The organism is Micromonospora hortensis, from assembly GCF_022230935.1.
Lineage (GTDB): Bacteria > Actinomycetota > Actinomycetes > Mycobacteriales > Micromonosporaceae > Micromonospora > Micromonospora hortensis.
Genome location: NZ_JAKKFE010000010.1, coordinates 184,327 through 205,231, shown reverse-complemented (window position 1 = coordinate 205,231; position 20,905 = coordinate 184,327). Strand labels below are relative to the sequence as shown.

Genomic DNA, 20,905 nt, shown 5'->3' with positions numbered 1-20,905 from the left:
CATGACGCTCCCGCATACCGGCCGGGCGTTGGCCGACGCGGCACCCGTGCCGTACTGGCTCGATCGCCCGGACCGACCCGACCCGCTACCGCCACTGAGCGGTCGGCACTCCGCCGACCTGCTGGTGATCGGCGGCGGTTACAGCGGGCTGTGGGCCGCGCTGTTGGCGAAGCAGGCGGACCCGGACCGGGACGTGCTTCTCGTCGACGCCGGGACCTGCGGTTGGGCCGCATCCGGGCGCAACGGCGGGTTCTGCGCCGCCTCGCTGACCCACGGCCTCGCCAACGGCGTCGAACGTTTCCCCGACGAGGTCGGCGAGTTGGAACGCCTCGGCCGGGACAACCTGGACGCCATCGCCGCCACCGTCGCGACGTTCGACATCGACTGCGACTTCGAGCGCACCGGTGAGCTGGCCGTCGCCGTCGAGCCGTACCAACTCGACGGGCTGGCCGCCGACGCGGACCTGGCCCGCCGGTACGGCCACCGGGTGCGGTTGCTCGACCGGGACGAGGTACGCGCCGAGGTGCACTCACCGACGTACCTGGGTGGAATGTTCGACGCCGACCGGGTGGCGATGGTGGACCCGGCGAAGCTGGCCTGGGGGCTGCGCCGCGCCTGCCTCGACCTCGGCGTACGCGTGCACGAGCACACCCGGGTCACCGGACTGCGCGCCGACATCGCCGCGGTGCACGCCAGCACCCTGGGCACCGATCCCGCGACCCTGTCGGCCGAGCCCGGCCCGGCCGACACCCGCGCCGCAGGTCTTCCCGGCTCGATACGCGCGCGCCGGGTCGTGCTGGCCACCAACGCGTTCCCGCCGCTGCTGCGCCGGCTGCGGGCGTACCTGGTGCCGGTGTACGACCACGTGCTGATGACCGAACCGCTCACCCCGGCCCAGCGCGACGCCATCGGTTGGCGCAACCGGCAGGGGCTCGCCGACACCGCCAACCAGTTCCACTACTACCGGATCACCACCGACGGGCGGATCCTCTTCGGCGGCTACGACGCCGTCTACCACTACGGCAACCGGGTCGCGCCCGAGTTGGAGCAACGACAGGCCACCTTCACCACCCTCGCCCGCCACTTCTTCACCACGTTCCCGCAGCTCGCCGACGTGCAGTTCAGCCACCGCTGGGGCGGGGTCATCGACACCTGCACCCGGTTCTGCCCGTTCTTCGGCACCGCCTACGGCGGTCGGCTGGCGTACGCGGCCGGCTACACCGGCCTCGGCGTCGGGGCCACCCGCTTCGGGGCCCGGGTGCTGCTCGACCTGCTCGACGGCGGGAACACCCCGCTGACCCGGCTCGACCTGGTTCGCCGCAAGCCACTGCCGTTCCCGCCGGAACCCGCCCGCGCGGTCGGCATCAATCTCACCCGCTGGTCACTGGCCCGCGCCGACGCGCGTGAGGGCCGGCGCGACCTCTGGCTCCGTACTCTCGATCGTTTCGGTTTGGGGTTTGATTCCTGATGCGTGTCCTCCTCGTCGGCGCCGGTGGCGTCGGCTCCGCCGCCGTAGCCATCGCCGCCCGACGGACCTTCTTCGAGACCATCGTGGTCGCCGACCACGACCCCGTTCGCGCCCAGCGGGCGGTCGCCGGGCATGGTGACCGTTTCGTCGCCGCCCAGGTGGACGCCTCCTCGGCCGACGCGGTCACCGCACTGTGCCGGGAGCACCGGATCACGCACGTGCTGAACGCCGTCGACCCGCGATTCGTCATGCCGATCTTCGATGGCGCGTTCGCTGCCGGCGCGGACTACCTGGACATGGCGATGTCGCTGTCGCACGTCGAGACCGGCGTGAAGCTCGGCGACGAACAGTTCGCGCTGGCCGACACCTGGTCGGCGGCCGGTCGGCTGGCGCTGTGCGGCATCGGGGTCGAGCCCGGCCTGTCCGACGTGTTCGCCCGTTACGCCGCCGACGAGCTGTTCAGTGAGATCGACGAGATCGGTGTCCGGGACGGGGCGAACCTCACCGTCGACGGATACGACTTCGCGCCCTCGTTCTCCATCTGGACCACCATCGAGGAGTGCCTCAACCCTCCGGTCATCTGGGAGAGGGACCGGGGCTGGTTCACCACCGAACCGTTCTCCGAGCCCGAGGTCTTCCACTTTCCGGAGGGGATCGGGCCGGTCGAGTGCGTCAACGTCGAGCACGAGGAGGTGCTGCTCATCCCGCGCTGGGTCAAGGCCCGGCGGGTCACCTTCAAGTACGGCCTCGGCGACGAGTTCATCGAGGTGCTCAAGACGCTGCACAAGCTCGGCCTGGACGCGGTCTCCCCGGTGCGGGTACGCGGCGTCGAGGTCTCGCCGCGTGACGTGGTGGCCGCGAGCCTGCCCGACCCGGCCACGCTCGGTGCCCGGATGCGCGGCAAGACCTGCGCCGGCACCTGGGTACGCGGGCTCGGCCCGGACGGGCATCCCCGCGAGGTCTACCTATACCACGTGGTCGACAACGAGTGGTCGATGCGGGAGTACGGGCACCAGGCGGTGGTCTGGCAGACCGCCGTCAACCCGGTCGTCGCGTTGGAGTTGCTCGCCAGCGGCGCGTGGGCAGGTGTCGGGGTGCTCGGGCCGGAAGCGCTGCCCCCGATGCCCTTCCTCGACCTGCTGAACGGCTACGGGTCGCCATGGGCGATGGAAGAGCGCTGAGCCCGCCCCGTTGACGGCATCGCGACAGTTCCGTCGTCGCCGTTCGGCTTCCGACCCCCTGTCGATTCAGTGCATGGTGATCTGCGGCTTTTGTTGGTGCTGACACCCGCACGATCGGCCCTGCCCTGCCGACCTGGAGGGTTGCCGCACCTGCCGACTCGTCGCCCGCGAGCGCGCCCACCGATCTTCCCGGCGAAGCGAAAGGCGCAGGTGACGAACGCGACGGGGGATATTGCAGGCTGTGTTTGCGACGACACTCATCGCCGTGACGATGCAACCACCACAGAACCCGGGGCCGCCGTACCCGCCGTCGTTCGGCCAGACGGCCCGACCGAACTGGTTCCGCCGGGCCACTCCCGCCAGCCGGGTCGCCGTGATCCTCGGCTCGGTGACGCTGTCGCTCCTGCTGCTCTGCTGCGCCGGCACCGCCATCGTCGGCGCGTTGACCGGCGAGCCGGAACCGACAAAGACCGGCACCGCCGCCGAGCAGCCGCAGCAGCCGATCCTGGTCGCTTCCGGCGAGCCGGCCCAGGAGGAGTCGCCGATCGCCGTGCCCTCCACACCCTCGTCGGCGCCTTCGTCGGTCGCGCCCAGCCCGTCCAGCGCGGCAGCCGTGCCGGTGGTGCAGGTGACGACCGTGACGGAGAAGGCCACCATCAGGTACGGCGAGCGGACCGTCAAGGACTCGTCACTGGCCGAGGGTAAGCGGGTCGTCCGCACCAAGGGCGTGAACGGCGTCCGGACCCTGACCTACGAGGTGACCACCACCGACGGCGTGCGGACGGCCAAGAAACTGGTCAAGTCCGCCGTGACGAAGCAGCCGGTGACCCAGGTCGTGGCCGTCGGCACGAAGAAGCCGCAGTCGTCCAAGTGCGACCCGAACTACAGCGGCTGCGTTCCGATCGCCAGCGACGTCGACTGCGCGGGTGGCAGTGGCAAGGGCCCCGCCTACGTCAGCGGGCCGATCAGGGTGATCGGCAACGACATCTACGACCTGGACCGAGACGGCGACGGCATAGCCTGCGACTAACCCCGCCCCCGCGCCCGCACCCCCCGCGCCCCCGCCCCCGCCCCCGCCCCCGCGATCTTGCACTTTCTGCGCCGACCTTTCGCTGCATATAGGGCGTATCGACGACAGGAAGTGCAAGATCGCGGGGGCGGGGGGTGCGGGGCCGGGGAGTCCGGGGGTGGGGCGCTAGCACGGCAGGGGGTGGGGTTGGGGGTTGTCCACAGGGGGGACGGTTTTCCACAGGTGGTCGTCGCGGGTCCTCTATGGGCTCCCGGGTTGGTCAGCCTGCTCCCATGGCTACTCAGTTGTGGCGTACCGACGCACTCATGCGGCAACTCACCGTTGGGCGAATCCGTAGTCGGCTCGACCGCGAGGAATTGCACCGCGTACGCAGAGGGGTCTACGCCGACCAACCCTGCAGCGACGACGACGCACTGCGCGCACTGCTGCTCCGGCTGCCCGACGGGGCGATGTTGGCGAGGCAGAGTGCCGCCCGCCGACACGGCTTCGGGGTGCTGCGTGATGATCTGATCCACGTTCATCTGCCCGCCGAGGTGCCAAAGCCCCGTCTACCCGGGGTGGTCGTTCACCGGACGGTGCTACCCGTTCGGCCGGTCTTCGTCGACGGTCTGCCCTGTGTGCCGGCGGCTCGCTGTGCGGTCGACCTGGCTCGCGCCGTCCGACGACTCGACGCACTCCCGGTACTCGATGCCGCGCTCCGGTCGGGCTTGGTCACCCAGGATGACCTGCTTGCCGAGGTTGCCGCCCACAACGCGTTGCGTGGTGTCCGCCAAGCCCGGCAACTCGTACCGCTGGCCGACGGCAGGGCGGAGTGCCGACAGGAGAGCCAGTTGCGACTGATTCTGATCGATGGGGGGCTGCCTCCACCGGAGCCGCAACTATGGGTGGCCGACCGTCATGGCACAGCTCTCTACCGGCTGGATCTGGGCTACCGCGAACGCCGGATCGGCATCGAGTACGACGGACTGTCGCACCTGGACCGTGACCGGCTCAGACACGACCGGGAGCGGGTCAACTGGCTGGACGCTGCGGGCTGGCGGATGCGCTATTTCACCGACCGTGACCTCTACCGGCGCCCCCAGCACATCAAGGCCACCATCCGCGCCGCCCTCTCCTAACCACACCAGCACCCCCGTCACCCCCGCCCCGCCCCGTCGATCTTGCACTTTCTGTCCCGACAGATAACGCCTTAGGGACATTTGGGCAACACAAAGTGCAAGATCGACGGGGCGGGGCGGCCTCAGGGTGACGCAGCTCACCCGCGCTCGCCAACCCGCCTCGGCCTTCGGGGACGGACGACCCAGATGACGTGACACGGGCACGAAGTCGACCGGGACTGGCTTGCGGTGGTTTGCCCGCTGGACACCCGCGTGGAGGATGGCTGCGACGGGTGCTTACAGAACCCTTAACCCGGGCCTGCGACGGTATGCCGGGCAAGCCGAACTGGGGGAGCGGACAAACGTGCGGGTGCTGGTGGCGGACGACGAGCGGTTGTTGGCGGACACGGTGGCCGAAGGGCTGCGCCGCCTCTCGATGGCCGTCGACGTCTGCTACGACGGTGACGGTGCGCTGGAGCGGGTCGGGGTGAACCGGTACGACGTCGCGGTGCTGGACCGGGACATGCCTGGGCACACCGGCGACGAGGTGTGTCGCAGCATCACCGACTCACAGGTCGGCACCCGGGTGCTGCTGCTCACCGCGGCGGCCGGCATTCGGGACCGGGTCGAGGGCCTCGGGCTCGGCGCGGACGACTACCTGACGAAGCCGTTCGCCTTCGCCGAGTTGGTGGCCCGGGTGCAGGCCCTCGGGCGACGGTCCACGCCGGCGCTGCCACCGGTGCTCGCCCAGGACGGCCTGGCCTTGGACGTGGGCCGGCACCTGGCCACCCGGGACGGCCGCCCCCTCGCGTTGAGCCCGAAGGAGTTCGCCGTGCTGCACGTGCTGCTGCGCGCGGACGGCCAGGTGGTCAGCGCCGAGGAGCTGTTGGAGCAGGCCTGGGACGAGTTCGCCGACCCGTTCACCAACGCCGTACGGGTCACGGTGATGACACTGCGCAAGAAGCTCGGCGATCCGGCGATCATCCACACCGTGCCGAAGGCCGGCTACCGCATCGGCGGCACGGCGTGAGCTGGACGCCCCGACGTCGGGTGCTGCTGGTGGGGCTGGTGGCGCTGCTGGCCGGCCCGATACTGCCGGCGATGGGCAAGTGGCTGTCGGGGGTGACCTGGGCCTGGGGGCAGCAGTTCTGTGACGTGCCCGTGCCCGGGTTGTCGACTGTGTGCGGCAACGTACGGCCGGGGGCGTTCATGCTGCCCCTGGTGGCCGTCCTGTTCGTGACAGTGGCAGTCCTGGTGGGGCTCTGGTTCGCCGCGGTGTGGTGCCTGCGCCCGGTCGCTGACCTGGCCGGGCCGATCGGGCACCTGGGCCCGCAGAACCTCGGTCACCGGATCCGGCCGCGGGGCCGCGACGAATTGGCCCGGCTGTCCCGGGCGATCGACGAGATGATGGAACGCGTCTCCGCCGGGTACGAGGGGCAGCGACGGTTCGCCGCGAACGCCTCGCACGAGCTGCGGACGCCCCTCGCCGTGCAGCGGACGCTCATCGAGGTCGGCATGGCCAGGGCGCTCACGGGTGAGCAGTTGGAGCTGCTGACCAGTCAGCTGCTGGAGACCAACGAGCGCAACGAACGACTGATCGAGGGCCTGCTCGCGCTCAGCGAGAGTGACCAGGGCCTCCGATCGCGGATACCGCAGCGGTTGGACACGATCGTCGAGGCGGTGCTGGCCGGTTACCTGGACCGGGCCCGGGACGCCGGGGTCACGGTGGAGACCCATCTCGAACCCCGCATCGTCGTCGGCGAGCGGGTGCTGCTGGAACGCCTCGTCACCAACCTGGTGGAGAACGGGATCAAGTACAACCGGCCGGGCGGCTCACTGACCGTCCTGGTGAGCGGTGTGCCCGCGCTGTCCGTGGTGAACACCGGCCAGCCCGTGCCGGCCGAGGCGGTGGCCGGCCTGTTCGAGCCGTTCCGCCGACTCGCCAGGGACCGGACCTCGCAGGGCGGTGGGGCCGGCCTGGGCCTGGCCATCGCCCGCTCGATCACCCAGGCCCACGACGGCATCATCGCGGCCCGGCCCGCCGAGTACGGCGGCCTGCGGGTCGACGTCCAGCTACCCACAGTGACCTGACACTTCCACCCACCTTCCCCGGGGTCCACGTACCGCTGGACCCCGCCTGTGGTGTGCCCGAAAAGGAGAACCGATGACACGCACCGTTGGCCAGGTCCGGCCCGATGTCGAGGAGGCCAGCCACTGGCTTGCCGGCCGAGTCGTCCGTACCCCGGTGCTGCGCTCCCCGGTGATCGACGAGCTTGCCGGGGCACGGGTCCTGCTCAAGGCGGAGAACCTCCAGAACGGCGGCTCGTACAAGATGCGCGGCGCGCTGCGCGCGGTCGGCCGCCTCGCGATGGCCGGGCACACCGGGGTGATCGCGCAGAGCACCGGCAACCACGCGGTGGCCGTGGCGTTGGCGGCCCGGCAGCACGGGCTCGCGGCGACAGTGGTGCTGCCTGTCGACGCGGCCTCGACGAAGGTTGACCGGGCCCGCGCGGCGGGAGCCCGGGTGGTGTTCGCCGGCACCAGCGTCGAGGAGCGGGTGGCGGTGGCCGACGGACTCAGCGACGAGAGCGGTCACACCGTCGTCGACGCGTACGACCACCCGGATGTCATCGCCGGGCAGGGCACCGCGAGCCTGGAGCTGATCGAGGACGCCGAGCGCGCGGGGACGCCGTTGGACGCGCTTGTCGTACCGGTGGGGGGTGGTGGCGGGGTGGCCGGTGCGTGCCTGGCCGCCGCCGGTTCCGGCATCGAGGTGTACGGCGTGGAGCCGGTGGGCTGCGACTCGCTCGCCCGCAGCCTGGCGGCAGGTGTACGCGTGCCGGTCGCGCCGGCGCCCACCATCGCGGACGGGCTGCGGCCGTCCTGCGTGGGGGAGCTGCCGTTCGCCATCGTGCGGGACACGCTGCGCGGCGTCGTCCGGGTCGACGACGACGAGATCGCCGCCGCGTTCCGGCTGATCCTGACGGAGCTGAAGGTGCTCGCCGAGCCGTCCGGGTCGGCGGGCCTGGCCGGTGCTTTGCGGCTCGCGCCGGACCGGGACCGGCAGCGGACGGTCGGCGTGGTGCTGACCGGCGGAAACGTGGAGGCGGCGCTGGTGGCCCGGTTGATGGCCCCGCGATCCGCCGACCTGGCTGAGGAAGGGGCGGCGGCGTGAGCGCGCCAGTTCGGATCGGAATCCTGTTCGGTGGACCGTCGGCGGAGCACGAGGTCTCCTGTGCCTCGGCGCTCGGGGTGGCCCGGGCGCTCGCCGGTGGCGGCTACCGCACTGTCGCCATTGGCGTCACCCGCAGCGGCGGCTTCCGCCTGATGCCCGACGCGCTGCTGGCCGAGTTGCGCGACCGGCCGGCCGGCGAGCGGGCCATCGACGACCAGTTGGTGGTGACCGGGCCGGCCGTCGAGTTGCGGGCCGGTCCGCGCCCGGGTGTCGTGCAGGTGTCCGCCGGTAACGCCCCCGGCGCTGTGCACGCCGAGCTGGACGTGGTCTTCCCGGTGCTGCACGGCCCGTACGGCGAGGACGGTGTGGTGCAGGGGCTGCTGGAGTCACTGAACGTGCCGTACGTCGGGTGCGGCATCCTCGCCTCGGCCGTCGGCATGAACAAGGTGGCGATGAAGCGGGCGCTGCGCGCCGAGGGCATCCCCGTCACCCCGTACGTGTCGTTCGACGCGCACGCCTACCGGGCGGTCGACGACCCGGAGAAGTTGGTGACCGGGCTGAGCCGGCCACTGTTCGTCAAGCCGGCCAGCATGGGTTCGTCGATCGGCATCTCCCGCGTCGGCGAGGGTGACGACCTCGCCGCCGCCGTGGAGGAGGCGCTTCGCCACGACCAACTCGTCATGGTGGAGCAGGGGGTCGCCGGCCGGGAGTTGGAGTGCGCGGTGCTCGGTGGCTGGCGTCCCGAGGCGTCGGCGGTGGGCGAGGTGCAGGTCAGCGGCGGCTGGTTCGACTACCAGCAGAAGTACTTCGGCGACGCCGACCCGATGATCGTCCCCGCCGTGCTGCCGGACGAGGTGACCGCGCGGGTCCGCGAGCTGTCGCTGCGGGCGTTCGCCGCGATCGGGGGTTGGGGTCTGGCCCGGGTCGACTTCTTCTACGACGAGACGGCCGGTGAGCTGTACGTCAACGAGCTGAACACGATGCCCGGCTTCACCGCGCACTCGATGTACCCGAAGGTGTGGGCCGCCGTCGGGGTCGGCTACCGGGAGGTGGTGGACCGACTCGTCGAGTTGGCCCGGCTCCGGCACGCGGAGCGGTCCGCGAGCACGGCGGGGAGCATCCGATGATCCTGCTCTCCGACCCCCGGGTGGCGGCGGTGCCCAGCGCCGACGACGGCGAGGAGTTCGTGGACCTGCGTGAGCTGCCGGAGTTGCGGCTCGACGGCCGGGCGGCAGACCCGGCCGGGGCGTACGCCCGCTTGCGCGCCGGTGTCGTGGACCGCCTGCTGGCCGCGCAGCGTGCCCTGCCCGGTGGGCTGCGGTTGCTGGTGGTCGAGGGCTACCGGCCGTACCAGGCGCAACTGGCCATCTTCACCGGCTACCGCGACGAACTGCGCCGACGGCACCCGGACTGGTCACCGCAGCGGCTGCACCGGGAGACCACGAAGTTCGTCTCACCGGTCGAGGTGGCCCCGCACAGCACCGGCGGCGCTGTGGACCTGACGCTCTGCACAGACGACGGCGTGGAGCTTGATCTGGGCACGGCCATCGACGCCACCCCGGAGGACAGCGCCGACGCCTGCTTCACCGACGCGCCGGCGATCGGCGGCACCGCTCGCCGGGACCGGCAGATCCTGGTGGACGCCCTCGGCGGCGCGGGGATGGTCAACTACCCGACCGAGTGGTGGCACTGGTCGTACGGCGACCGTTACTGGGCGCTGATCACCGGGGCCCCGCGCACCCGGTACGGGCCGGTGGACCTGGCCGCCGCACGATCGATACCCATGCCGGCTGAACGGTAGGACGCTCCGATCCGTACCGGTGGGTGAAGGACACCACCGAGGACGGGAGTGACGGCGATGAGGGTGCAGCGCAGGCACGTGCTGGCAGCGAGCGTGGCGGTGCTCGCCGCGGTGGGCGTGTCGGTGGGGACCAGCTTCGGGTTCGCCGACACGGCCCCGGCACGGTCGTCGGTCTGCTCCGGCTCGGTCACCTTCTCCGCGGAGGGCGGGGCGCCGGCGGCGACCAGCGACCGGTTCCCGGTGGGTACCCGGCTGCGGGTGACCAACCTGGACAACAACCGGGCGGCCACCGTGACGGTGACCGGCCCGTCGGGCAGTTGCGTGCTGCTGAACTCCGCCGCCATGGAGCTGGTCCGCGAGCCGGGAAAGAACGTTATCCGCCGCAACGTGGTGGAACGTGTCGACGGCGCGGCCCCGCCCGCCGGCGCTCCGGCCCCCGGCACCGTCCGCCCCGGCGCCGCGTCTCCCGGCGCACCCGGCCCGGCACCCCAGTCGGCGTGCTCCGGGGCGATCACCTTCTTCGAGGAGGCGGCCGGACCGGCGGCGACCAGTGGGCAGTTCCCGGTGGGTACCCGGCTGCGGGTGACCAACCTGGACAACAACCGGGCGACCACTGTGACGGTGACCGGCCCGTCGGGCAGTTGCGTGCTGCTGAACTCCGCAGCCATGGAGCAGATCCGCGAGCCGGGCAAGAACCTGGTGCGCCGCAACACTGTCGAGGTGCTCCGCTGACCCTCGGCGGAGGGGGCCCGTGCACCGGGCCCCCTCCGCCGCTCAGCCTGCTCAGCCGCTCAGCCGAAGGCGGCGTCGAGGAGGTCGGCACCGCGACCGAGGTGCCCGTCGGAGATCACCAGCGGTGGCAGCAAACGCAGCACGTTGCCGTACGTGCCGCAGGTCAGGGTGAGCAGGCCGGCGGCGTGACAGGCCGCCGAGATCGCCGCCGTGGCGACCGGGTCGGGGCTGAGCGTGCCCGGCAGCACCAGCTCCACGGCGAGCATCGCGCCCCGGCCGCGTACCTCGGCGACCCGGGGATCCCGCTCGGCGATGGCCCGTAGCCGGGGGACCAGCACCGACTCGATCCGTCGGGCCGCGCCGGCCAGGTCCAGCTCGTGCATGGTCTCGATGGTGGCGAGCCCGGCGGCGCAGGCGATCGGGTTGCCGCCGTACGTGCCGCCGAGCCCACCGACGTGCACCGTGTCCATCAGCTCGGCCCGGCCGGTCACCGCTGCCAGCGGCAGGCCACCGGCGATGCCCTTGGCGAGGGTCACCAGGTCGGGTTCGACGCCCTCGTGCTGGCAGGCGAACCAGTCGCCGGTGCGGCAGAAACCGGTCTGGATCTCGTCGGCGACGAAGACCACCCCGGCCGCCGTCGCCCAGGCCCGCAGCGCGGGCAGGAAACCCGGCGCGGGTACGACGAAGCCACCCTCGCCCTGGATCGGCTCGATGAGCAGCGCGGCGACGTTCTCCGCGCCGACCTGCTTCTCGATCATCTCGATCGCTCGGGTCGCCGCCTCCGCGCCGGAGAGCCCGCCGTCGCGCAGCGGGTACGACATCGGCACCCGGTAGATCTCCCCGGCGAACGGCCCGAACCGGTGCTTGTACGGCATGTTCTTCGCTGTCAACGCCATGGTCAGGTTGGTCCGGCCGTGGTACGCGTGGTCGAACACCACTACCGCCGGCCGCCCGGTGGCGTGTCGGGCGACCTTGACGGCGTTCTCCACCGCCTCGGCGCCCGAGTTGAACAACGCCGAGCGCTTGGCGAATCCGCCGGGCGTCAACGCGTTGAGCTGCTCGCACACCGCCACGTACGACTCGTACGGCGCGACCATGAAGCAGGTGTGGGTGAACCGCTCCACCTGCGCCCGGACCGCCTCGACCACCTTCGGTGCCGAGTTGCCCACGCTGGTCACGGCGATGCCGGCGGCGAAGTCGATCCACTCCCGGCCGTCCACGTCGGTGATCGTCGCGTCGGACGCGCGGTCCACGTAGGACGGGATCACACTGCCGACACCCCGGGCCACGGCATCGCCGCGCCGCTTGTGCAGCTCCTCGGACGTCGGCATGGCTCAGCCCTCGATGTTGTGCATGACGTGCTTGATCCGGGTGTAGTCCTCCAGGCTGTAGACCGAGAGGTCCTTGCCGTGCCCGGAGTGCTTGAAGCCACCGTGCGGCATCTCGGAGACGAACGGGATGTGCGTGTTGACCCAGACGCAGCCGAAGTCCAGTCGACGGGTCATCCGCATGGCTCGGCCGTGGTCCCGCGTCCAGACCGACGCGGACAGGCCGTAGTCGACGCCGTTGGCCCAGCGCACCGCCTCGTCCTCGTCGGAGAAGCGTTGCACGGTGATGACCGGCCCGAACACCTCGTCCTGGATGATCTCGTCGGCCTGACGCAGCCCGGAGACGACCGTCGGCGCGTAGAAGTAGCCGCGTTCGCCCTGCCGGGACCCGCCGGTCTGGATCGCCGCGTGGTCCGGCAGGCGGTCCACGAAACCGCTGACCCGGGTGAGCTGGTTGGCGTTGTTCAGCGGACCGTAGAGCACGTCGGCGTCGTCCGGGGCGCCGGTCTTCGTGTTGCGGGCCTGCTCGGCGAGCGCCGCCACGAAGTCGTCGTGGACGCCGGGGCCGGCCAACACCCGGGTGGCCGCCGTGCAGTCCTGCCCGGCGTTGAAGTAGCCGCCCAGCGCGATGGCCTCGGCGGCCGCCGCCACGTCCGCGTCGTCGAAGATCACCACCGGGGCCTTGCCGCCCAACTCCAGGTGGGTGCGCTTCAGGTCGGGGGCCGCCGCGGCGGCGACCTCCATGCCCGCGCGGGTCGAGCCGGTGATCGACACCAGCTGCGGGGTCGGGTGCGACACGAGGGTACGACCGGTGTCCCGGTCGCCGCAGACCACGTTGAACACCCCTGGTGGGAAGAACTCGGCGGCGATCTCGGCGAGCAGCAGCGTCGACACCGGTGTGGTGTCCGACGGCTTGAGCACCACTGTGTTGCCGGCGGCGAGCGCGGGCGCGATCTTCCAGACCGCCATCATCAGCGGATAGTTCCAGGGGGTCACCTGCGCGCAGACGCCGATCGGCTCACGCCGCACGTAGGAGGTGTGCCCGGCCAGGTACTCCCCGGCGGACCGCCCCTCCAACATCCGCGCGGCACCGGCGAAGAACCGGAACTGGTCCACCGCCGGTGGAAGCTCCTCCTCGGCGGTGAGCTGGCGGGGCTTACCGGTGTTGCGCACCTCGGCGTCGACCAGCTCGGCGGCGCGCGCCTCCACGGCGTCGGCGAGCTTGAGCAGCGCCCGCTGCCGCTCTGCAGGGGTGACCTCCCGCCAGCTCTCGAACGCGGTGGCGGCGGCGCTCATCGCCGCGTCCACGTCGGCGGCGCCGGAGACCGGGGCCTGGGCGAACACCTCACCCGTGCAGGGGTCGACCAGGTCGGCGTAACCGCCGTCGGACGGGTCGACGTAGGAGCCGTTGACGAAGTTGCGCAGCTGCTGCTGGTCACTCATGAGGGATCACTCCGAGGGGGCCGGGGGCGCGGTTCTGCGGCGGTTATCGCAATCTCTCTGCCATCTTCGCTACTGAATTCGCGGCAGACAAGGGTTATCGCGACTGTTTCCGTCGACTGGTCGCTCGGCTACTCTGCTCGGCGTGGAGCCCACAGCCTTCTTCGTCGCCTCCCGCCCCGCCACCGGCGAGGGTGAGTTGACAGTCCACCACCCGTACGACGGCCGCCCGGTGGGGCGTACCACATTCGCCACGCCGGACCAGGTCGACGCCGCCGTCGCCGCGGCGGCCGGGGTGGCCGCGCAGGCCGCGGCCCTGCCCGCGCACGCCCGCGCGGCGGCCCTCGACCACGTGTCGCGGCGGATCGCCGAGCGCGCGGGCGAGATCGCCGCCCTGATCACCGCGGAGAACGGCAAGCCGCTCAAGTGGGCCTGCGCCGAGGTCGGGCGTGCCGTGTCGACCTTCCGCTGGGCCGCCGAGGAGGCCCGCCGATTCTCCGGCGAGTTGCAACGACTCGACACCGACCCGGCCGCCGACGGGCGGATCGCCCTGGTCCACAGGGTGCCGCGCGGGCCGGTGCTGGGCATCACGCCGTTCAACTTCCCGCTCAACCTCGTCGCCCACAAGGTGGCGCCGGCCATCGCCGTCGGCGCGCCGATCATCGTCAAGCCCGCGCCCGCGACGCCCCTGACCGCGCTTCTGCTCGGCGAGTTGCTGGCCGAGACCGACCTCCCGGCCGGGATGTTCTCGGTGCTGCCGCTGCCCAACGACCGCGCCGCCGAACTGGTCACCGAACCCCGGCTACCTCTGGTGTCGTTCACCGGCTCCGGGCCGGTCGGCGCCGCCATCCGCCGCGCCGCGCCGGAGAAGCACGTGACGCTGGAGTTGGGCGGCAACGCCGCCGCGGTGCTCTGTGCGGACTGGACCGACGACGAGGACCTGGACTTCGCCGCGCAGCGCATCGCGACGTTCGCCAACTACCAGGCCGGCCAGTCGTGCATCGCCGTCCAGCGGGTGTACGTGCACCATGCCCTGCACGCCGACTTCCTGCCCCGGCTGGTGGCGGCCGTGCGGGGGCTGCGGACCGGAGACCCCACGTCCGAACTGACCGACGTCGGGCCGATGGTGTCCGAGGACGCCGCCCGTCGGGTCGAGACGTGGGTGGCCGAGGCCGTCGCCGCCGGCGGCACCGTCGAGGTGGGCGGCCTCCGCGACGGCGCGACCTACCCCCCGACAGTGCTCACCGGCGTGCCGGCGAACGCCAAGGTCGTGGCCGAGGAGGTGTTCGGGCCGGTGCTGGTGGTCACCCCGGTCGCCGACGACCAGGCCGCGTTCACAGCGGTCAACGACTCGGCGTACGGCTTGCAGGCTGGCGTCTTCACGCGACGCCTGGACGTGGCCTTCGCCGCCGCCCGCGCGCTGGAGGTGGGCGGGGTGATCATCGGTGACGTGCCGTCGTACCGCGCCGACCAGATGCCCTACGGCGGGGTGAAGGGCAGCGGCGTCGGCCGGGAGGGGCTGCGCAGCGCGATGGACGACTACACCGAGCCCAGGGTCATGGTGCTGACCGGCCTCGCGCTCTAGCCCGGCGACACCGCCGGGCTAGTCGGCCTGCCAGGTGCCGTCGTCGCGGACCCGGGCGGGGGCCCGGCCGAGCAGCAGAGTGGTCAGCGCGGCGTCGATGGTGTCGCCGAGGAACCACTCGCCGGCCTGGTCGAGCGCGAAGACCCGGCCGCGCTCGTCCACCGCCAGGATGCTGTCCTGCTGCTCGGTGCCGATCGGAAAGAGGCGTACGCCGAGCACCGCGCCGAAGTCCGCGAGGGTGTCGGCGGTGTGCGCGATGGTGTGCGGGCGGATGTCGAAACGGGAGATCCACACCTGCTCGCCCCTGCCGCGCCGCGCACCGACCAGGCTGGGGAACGCGGTGAGCGCCTCCACGGCGGCGGGAAAGACCTCGTGCCGATGGTTGCGCCCCGGCACCGACGAGACGTCCCGTACGGCGGCGGCGGCCATGATCTGATCGCCGATGTGTGGCCGCCAACCGGCCGCGACCAGGGCGTTCGCGACCTCCGCCGGGAATCGCCCAGGATCGGGGTCGGATGCCTTCGGCGCGGTCCACGTCTCGGTGTAGGCGCGAGCCGACTCCGGCAGGACGTTCGCCCGCACCAGGAAGGCGATGCACGAGTCGCAGGGCCGCTCGGCGGGCCCTCCAGCGGGATCGCCCGGCTCACGGATCCGGAAGATCTCGAAGCGGGCGCCCTCCAGCAGCGCCGCTGCCTCGGCCCGTCCCATCGGGGCGATGCCCTCGGCGACGCGGCGGTGGTCGTACTCGTGCAGGACGTCGGAGACCACGATCAGCTCGGCGTGCGCCGCCCCGCCGCGAACCAACTCGCCGGGGGGTAGCTGGTCGAGATAGTCGCGGACCAGCGGGTGATGGTTGATTGGCACGTCGGCCTTCGTGCCCTGGGCCGTCCAGATCCGTCCGTCGATGGTCAGGTGCGCGGCGGTGTTCGGGGTGGCGCCCCGATGGATTTCCCGGACCAGCAGGCTCGACGGGTCGAGAGTGCGGGGAGCCGTCGGCCCGACGGGCTGGCTACGCCGGTACAGCTCTGCCACCACAGTGCTCGGCACCCGGGGCCACGTGGTGACAGTGCCGGTCTGCTTGTCGATGACTGTCGTCGGCAGGTCACCCGGCACCGTGCGCACCTCGGTGGGCACGACGGACGTGATGACCCACCCCAGGTCGAACTCGTCGACCATCGCGGTGCACTCGTGGCCGAGACGCTGCGAGTCACGGCGGGCCCAGGTGGCGGCGAGCTGCTCGGCCTGTTGACGGTCGATCACGCATTGAAACTACCGGACTACACGGATCGATGGCGGCCGGTATTGTCTTGCTCTACCGACGGTGACGGGAGGGCGGCGGTGGACGAACAGGCGGACCGGGGCGTCAATCGCGAGCTACGTGCCCGATTCGACGACGTTTATGGGCAATACCAGCAGCTCAGGTCCGGTTTGGACACGCTCCAGACGCGACTCGCCGCGCTGCGGGTGACCCGCCGGTCGGCTGACGGCCAGGTGACGGCGACAGTGGGCGCGCAGGGCCAGTTGATCGAGGTCAAGCTGACGCCGGCCATCTACCGGGACCGCGACGCCGACGCGCTCGGCCGAAAGGTCACCGAAACGATCCGGGCCGCCGCGACAGCCGCCGCCGACGCCACCCGCGACCTCGTCGCCGAGAGCATGCCGGCCGGCTCCGGCGCGACGGACTTCCTCAAGACCGGCGATTACGCCACGCTGCTCGGTCGGGCCGACGCCGTACTCGGCAAAGGTGAGGCGAAGCCATGACCGACGGGCAGCTCTGGCTTGATCCGTCCCGGGCCCTCCGGGGTGGTGCCGACCTGGCGCTCGCCGGCGAGGCGGTGACGGCCCGTCGTGCGGCGGAGGGTGGCGCGATCGAGGCCGCCAGCGGTGCCAGGCCCTGGGGCCGCGACGACATCGGCGCTGCCTTCGAGCGCAACTACCGCGGGTTCGAGCAGACAGTGCTGCGGGCCTGGGCCGGCGTCGGGCACCGGCTCACCGAGCTGGGCGGCGACGTGGTCGAGGCGGTCGACGCGAGCGTGCAGACCGACGGGGCCAACGCCGCCCGGGTCGGTCGGGCCGCCGACCGGCGCTGACGGTCGACGATCCCGATGAGCGTGCTGCCGAGCCCCATCCCGCACCCCCTGGACTACGCGCCGTGGGACGTGCCCGGCTGGATCTACGAGGCCCTCGACTGGGTGGTCGGCGTGCAGTGGCCGGAGGGCAACGAGCGGGCCGTCTGGGACGTCGCCGACCAGTGGTACGCGGTCGCCTCCGTGCTCGCCGGGCCGCACGCCGACGCCGCCGCGGCCGCCGTCGAGGTGCGCAACGGGTACGGCGGTGTCGGGGCTGTCGACGCGGCGTTCGAGGCGGCCTGGCGGGGGATCGCCGAGGGCGCCGACGCCCCGCTGCCTGTGCTGCTCGCGGTCACCGCCGACCTGGGCCGACTGGTCGAGGAGTGCGGTTGCGACATCGAGGGCGCCAAGCTGGAAGTCTGGATCGAGCTGGGCATCCTGGTCATCGAGCTTCTCACAGTGGCGGTGGCGGCGGTGCTGACCGCCGGTGCGGCAACCCCGGCCGCCGGCGCGGCGATCACCGCGACGCGACTGCTGGTCCAACAGATCTTCAAGCGGCTGATGGGCCAACTGGCCAGCAAGTCCCTCAAGCACGGGCTCAAGGAGGCCGGCGAGCGGGCCGCCAAGGACATCGCTCGAGGTGGCGCACGCGGGCTCGCCAAGCGAGCCGCCCGTGGCGGGCTGGAGGAGGCCGCCGAGGAGGCCGGGGTCACCCTGGCCACCCAGGCGTACCAGAACTCCACCGGGCGGGCACACGGCCTGGACCTGACCGATCTCGGCGCCTCGGCGGTCGGTGGCCTGGCCGGCGGGGCGGTGGCGCCGCTGGCCGGCCTGGGCCGGCACGCGACCGGGCGAGCGGCGAAAGTCGGGGAGCACCTGGGGCGGGAGATGACCGGCGAGGTGCTCGCCGACAGCGCGGCGAGCCTGGCCACCGGTCAGGGCCTGACCTCGATGGAGGACGTGGCGCGCGCCGCCGCGTCCGGGGCCACCGGTTCGGCGACCGGGCAGACCGACCACGCGCTACGCGCCCGGCTCGACGCACAGGCCAACGCCCTCGCCGGAGCATCGTTCACGGGCCCCTCCGTCCCGGCCGTGCTGCCTGTCGCGGGGGATGCGGTCTCTGCGGGAGGGTCTCCCTCAACGGTGGCCTCGGCTGCGGCGGGGGCTGCTTCTGCGGGGGCTGCCGGTGGTGTGGCTTCGGGTGGCGTGGTTACGGCTGCGAGCATTCCGATGCAGGCGACGGAGAGCGTTGCCACCACGCCGCCGAACCAGTCGGCTGCGCCGACGACACCGGCTGTCGAGCAGTCACGGGGAGCCGGGCTGGCGTCTCCGGTCGCGCCCGACGTGCAGACGTCGTCACCGATGCCGGTTGGCGCGGTGTCCGACGTGGACGCGGTGGATCGTTCGGTACGCGCGTCCGAGGTGACTCCGTCGACGGGTGGGTCGTTCGGCGACAGAGCGGGCGTCCCACACCCGGCCGACCCCGTGCCCTCGGCGACGACCACCACCGAGGCCACGTCGGCGGTGGGTGTCGGTCCCGTCGCGTCGGCTTCGGCTGCCGATCCGGCCACCTCGGCGGTGGCTGACCCGAGTCGGCCTGTGGTGGGTGCCGATCCGAGGCTTTCGTCGGCGTCCGCGCCCGTGGTCGGTCCCCTCGAATCGGGCGGGCCGGCTGCCACCGGTGTGCCGCCGGCCCACCCCGGCAGCTCACCGCACCCCACCACCTCCGGACCGACCGCCTGGTCTCCGACGACTGGACCCTCCGCGCCGACGATCAACCCCGGGCTGGCGGCGCCGGTCACCTTCGGCGTCCCGAGCACCACCAACGGGCCACTGCCGGTCGCCTCCACCCCACCAGCGGTGGGTCGGTTCGCCGTGCCCTCGCGTGTCCCCACCCGGGCGACGCCCGCACCGGTGCGCGCGCCCGACCATCCCGCCCGGGGAAGGGCGTCGATCCCCGTCGACGTGGCAGCGTTCGGCGCCCCGACGGTGCGCGAGCCGGAGACCAACGACTCGTACGCGGCGCAGTGGGCCGCTGCGGCGGAAGCCGCCGAGCGGCAGCGCTACCAGGACCACTACGAATCGGTGCGGATCGGGTTCGAGAACAACCGCCGGCAGGCCGAAGCCGCCCGACTGCGCACCCGCGCCGTGGAGCACGATCGGCGAGCCGTCGAGTACGCCACCTACGCCCGGCAACTGCACCAGGCCGGCAACCGGCAGTGGGCCGACGGCTGGCAGCGCGCCGCGAACGAGGAAACTCGCGCGTACGCCGAATGGCGTGACCTGGCAGACGCGGTGCTGGCCGGCACCACGGCCCCGCCGGTAGTGGACATCAGCGCCACCTTCGAGCACGCCAACCGGGACGTGGGCGCGCTCGCGCTCGGCGCTGTGGAAACTACCGGTCCGTCCATGCTCACCGGCGACGACGATCCGCCGCCGATCGACGACTCCCGGCCGTACGGGCAGCCCGGAGGACTTCGGCCACCGCTCGCCCTGCACCAGGTCGACGTCGAACGACAGATGCCCCGCGGACCGGACGGCACCGTCACCCGCACCGCCGACCCTCGACACGGCGGCTGGTTCCGGCTGCTCAACGATGGCGGTCCCGCGGCCGACGCCACCCGGGGCATCAACTGCCTGGACTGCACACTGTCGCTGTTCGAGACGTGGGTGCACGGGCGACCCCGCGTGTCGGCGCCCCGAACGTTCGACGGCTACCTCGACGGCGACATCCGGCGCCCCATCCGTGGCGAGGCGGGCGGCCCCGGTCGGGTGGAGGACGTGACCGGCGGGCGCTTCCAGCAACTCCTCGCCCCGGCGTCCGGTCAACGTACGGACACAGCGCAGGCGCGGCAGGCCGCCGACCGGGGCTACCGCAACCTGCACGACCAACTGCTGCTGGGCGGCCATGGCAGTTACTCGTTCCTGGTCACCGAGTGGGCGCACGGCGGTTCGCACGCCTGGGTGGCGCTCAACCAGAACGGCACTGTGCTCTACGTGGACCCGCAGAACGGCGTGGTCCGGGACCGGCCGCTCTACCCTGACGTGGTCGGCATCGACGCGCTGGTGCTGAGCGGAGACGGCAGACCGATGCCGCTTGGCGGACTACCCCGGGGCCGGTTCAGCGAACGGCCCGACCTGCCGGATCACCCGCCGACGCACGACGACGGCGGCCACGGCGACCCGTACATCAACCGGATGTACCTGCTCCTCGACGGCCCGGGCTCGGCGCCCGATGCCGATAGCGGGCAGAACCCCATCGAGCTCACGGAGCAGTCCGCAGCAGAAGAGTGGGGCGATCACGGCTGGCAGGCTGCCGGTCCACTGTTACCCGCAGATGAGTCTGGCCGTCAGCTGAACCCGAAGGATTGCGAGTTCCTCGGCATCACACCCGATGCCGTCCTGGCCTGGGCCGACAGGTCGGCCCCTCTCGGAGCTACCCGGGAGCAGTTCGCACGGATGACAGCCGACCTCTTCGACGCATTGCGGGAGGATGGCCTGGACCTGTCAACTGTCGACATTCGGCTTCAGGGCTCATCGGCTCGCTTTTTCTCGGGTGCCCACAAGCAAATGCCGACGGAGTCCGAGTTGGTCGACAACCCGGAGGCGTTGGCGCGTTTGCAGGGCTGGTCGCAGCTGGCGCCGCTTCCGATGCGTAGGCCGTTCGACTCCATGTACCGGCTGGGCCTGGAAGAGCCGAGTGACTACGACTTTCAAATTTCCTCCGATGAGATGGTGGAGCGGGCCCGCCAACACGCGTCCGAGAAATACCCTGACCTCCGTGTCGTCAACGCGAGGTACGGCTTCGTGACGAAGAAGGTGGCGCGAGAGTGCTTCCCTCACCTGTTCGATTGGGCTCAACGCCAAGCTCGTGATCTGGGCCGCGACGTGGTACCGGCAATTTTCCCTGGTGCCGGTCCGCCGGATCGAGCCGGATCCGGAGTGTCGTCCCACTTCCAAGATTCGGACTGGATTGTGGGGGAACCGAATGTCAGCTAG

The 20,905-nt window shown here is 71.8% G+C and carries 17 protein-coding genes; 14 read left to right on the top strand and 3 right to left on the bottom strand.

From position 1 onward, the window contains the following. Position 1 precedes the first annotated feature (1 nt). The 10 genes from NIE111_RS06805 (at position 2) to NIE111_RS06760 (ending at position 10,484) form a co-directional block, all read left to right on the top strand. Positions 2-1,468, top strand: a complete 1,467-nt coding sequence (locus NIE111_RS06805) for an NAD(P)/FAD-dependent oxidoreductase (RefSeq protein ID WP_238683559.1) — start codon at positions 2-4, stop codon at positions 1,466-1,468. Beyond that, positions 1,468-2,649, top strand: a complete 1,182-nt coding sequence (locus NIE111_RS06800) for a saccharopine dehydrogenase family protein (protein ID WP_238683558.1) — start codon at positions 1,468-1,470, stop codon at positions 2,647-2,649. The genes NIE111_RS06805 and NIE111_RS06800 overlap by 1 nt, the downstream gene beginning before the upstream one ends. Positions 2,650-2,920: 271 nt before the next feature. Next, complete coding sequence (locus tag NIE111_RS06795; protein WP_238683571.1) at positions 2,921-3,679, top strand: G5 domain-containing protein; 759 nt, start codon at positions 2,921-2,923, stop codon at positions 3,677-3,679. A 272-nt stretch (positions 3,680-3,951) separates the two neighbouring features. Then, the gene (locus tag NIE111_RS06790) at positions 3,952-4,797 is read left to right on the top strand and encodes an endonuclease domain-containing protein (protein WP_238683557.1); all 846 of its coding nucleotides are present in this window, start codon (positions 3,952-3,954) and stop codon (positions 4,795-4,797) included. Positions 4,798-5,140: 343 nt separating this feature from the next. After that, entirely contained in the window at positions 5,141-5,806 is a 666-nt protein-coding gene (locus tag NIE111_RS06785) for a response regulator transcription factor (protein WP_238683556.1), read from the top strand. Then, complete coding sequence (locus NIE111_RS06780) at positions 5,803-6,867, top strand: sensor histidine kinase (RefSeq protein ID WP_238683555.1); 1,065 nt, start codon at positions 5,803-5,805, stop codon at positions 6,865-6,867. The genes NIE111_RS06785 and NIE111_RS06780 overlap by 4 nt, the downstream gene beginning before the upstream one ends. A 73-nt stretch (positions 6,868-6,940) precedes the next feature. Continuing rightward, a complete protein-coding gene (locus NIE111_RS06775) occupies positions 6,941-7,951 on the top strand; it encodes a threonine ammonia-lyase (RefSeq protein WP_238683554.1) in 1,011 nt (336 codons plus the stop codon). Beyond that, entirely contained in the window at positions 7,948-9,078 is a 1,131-nt protein-coding gene (locus tag NIE111_RS06770) for a D-alanine--D-alanine ligase family protein (RefSeq protein ID WP_238683553.1), read from the top strand. Before NIE111_RS06775 ends, NIE111_RS06770 begins: the two co-directional genes overlap by 4 nt. Further along, entirely contained in the window at positions 9,075-9,752 is a 678-nt protein-coding gene (locus NIE111_RS06765) for a M15 family metallopeptidase (RefSeq protein ID WP_238683552.1), read from the top strand. The genes NIE111_RS06770 and NIE111_RS06765 overlap by 4 nt, the downstream gene beginning before the upstream one ends. 57 nt (positions 9,753-9,809) lie before the next feature. Continuing rightward, a complete protein-coding gene (locus tag NIE111_RS06760; protein WP_238683551.1) occupies positions 9,810-10,484 on the top strand; it encodes a septal ring lytic transglycosylase RlpA family protein in 675 nt (224 codons plus the stop codon). 59 nt (positions 10,485-10,543) lie between these two features. Here the strand turns inward: NIE111_RS06760 and gabT are convergent, their stop codons facing one another. Both gabT and NIE111_RS06750 read right to left on the bottom strand, forming a co-directional pair. After that, positions 10,544-11,815, bottom strand: coding sequence for a 4-aminobutyrate--2-oxoglutarate transaminase (gabT, locus tag NIE111_RS06755; protein WP_238683550.1), 1,272 nt, complete (start codon positions 11,813-11,815; stop codon positions 10,544-10,546). 3 nt (positions 11,816-11,818) lie between these two features. Then, positions 11,819-13,255, bottom strand: coding sequence for a gamma-aminobutyraldehyde dehydrogenase (locus tag NIE111_RS06750; protein WP_238683549.1), 1,437 nt, complete (start codon positions 13,253-13,255; stop codon positions 11,819-11,821). 142 nt (positions 13,256-13,397) lie between these two features. Between NIE111_RS06750 and NIE111_RS06745 the strand changes: the two genes are divergently transcribed. After that, complete coding sequence (locus tag NIE111_RS06745) at positions 13,398-14,837, top strand: aldehyde dehydrogenase family protein (protein WP_238683548.1); 1,440 nt, start codon at positions 13,398-13,400, stop codon at positions 14,835-14,837. A gap of 18 nt (positions 14,838-14,855) precedes the next feature. Here the strand turns inward: NIE111_RS06745 and NIE111_RS06740 are convergent, their stop codons facing one another. Beyond that, positions 14,856-16,097 (bottom strand): SUKH-3 domain-containing protein, encoded by a 1,242-nt coding sequence (locus tag NIE111_RS06740; RefSeq protein WP_238683547.1) that lies wholly within the window; start codon positions 16,095-16,097, stop codon positions 14,856-14,858. A 78-nt stretch (positions 16,098-16,175) separates the two neighbouring features. Between NIE111_RS06740 and NIE111_RS06735 the strand changes: the two genes are divergently transcribed. Genes NIE111_RS06735 through NIE111_RS06725 form a run of 3 tightly spaced genes read left to right on the top strand, consistent with a single transcriptional unit; the run spans position 16,176 to position 20,905 of the window. Further along, positions 16,176-16,598, top strand: a complete 423-nt coding sequence (locus tag NIE111_RS06735) for a YbaB/EbfC family nucleoid-associated protein (protein WP_238683546.1) — start codon at positions 16,176-16,178, stop codon at positions 16,596-16,598. Continuing rightward, on the top strand, positions 16,595-16,927 hold the full coding sequence (locus NIE111_RS06730) for a hypothetical protein (protein ID WP_238683545.1): 333 nt from the start codon (positions 16,595-16,597) through the stop codon (positions 16,925-16,927). Before NIE111_RS06735 ends, NIE111_RS06730 begins: the two co-directional genes overlap by 4 nt. A 15-nt stretch (positions 16,928-16,942) precedes the next feature. Further along, positions 16,943-20,905: a toxin glutamine deamidase domain-containing protein gene (locus tag NIE111_RS06725; RefSeq protein WP_238683544.1), complete on the top strand. Its 3,963-nt coding sequence runs from the start codon at positions 16,943-16,945 to the stop codon at positions 20,903-20,905.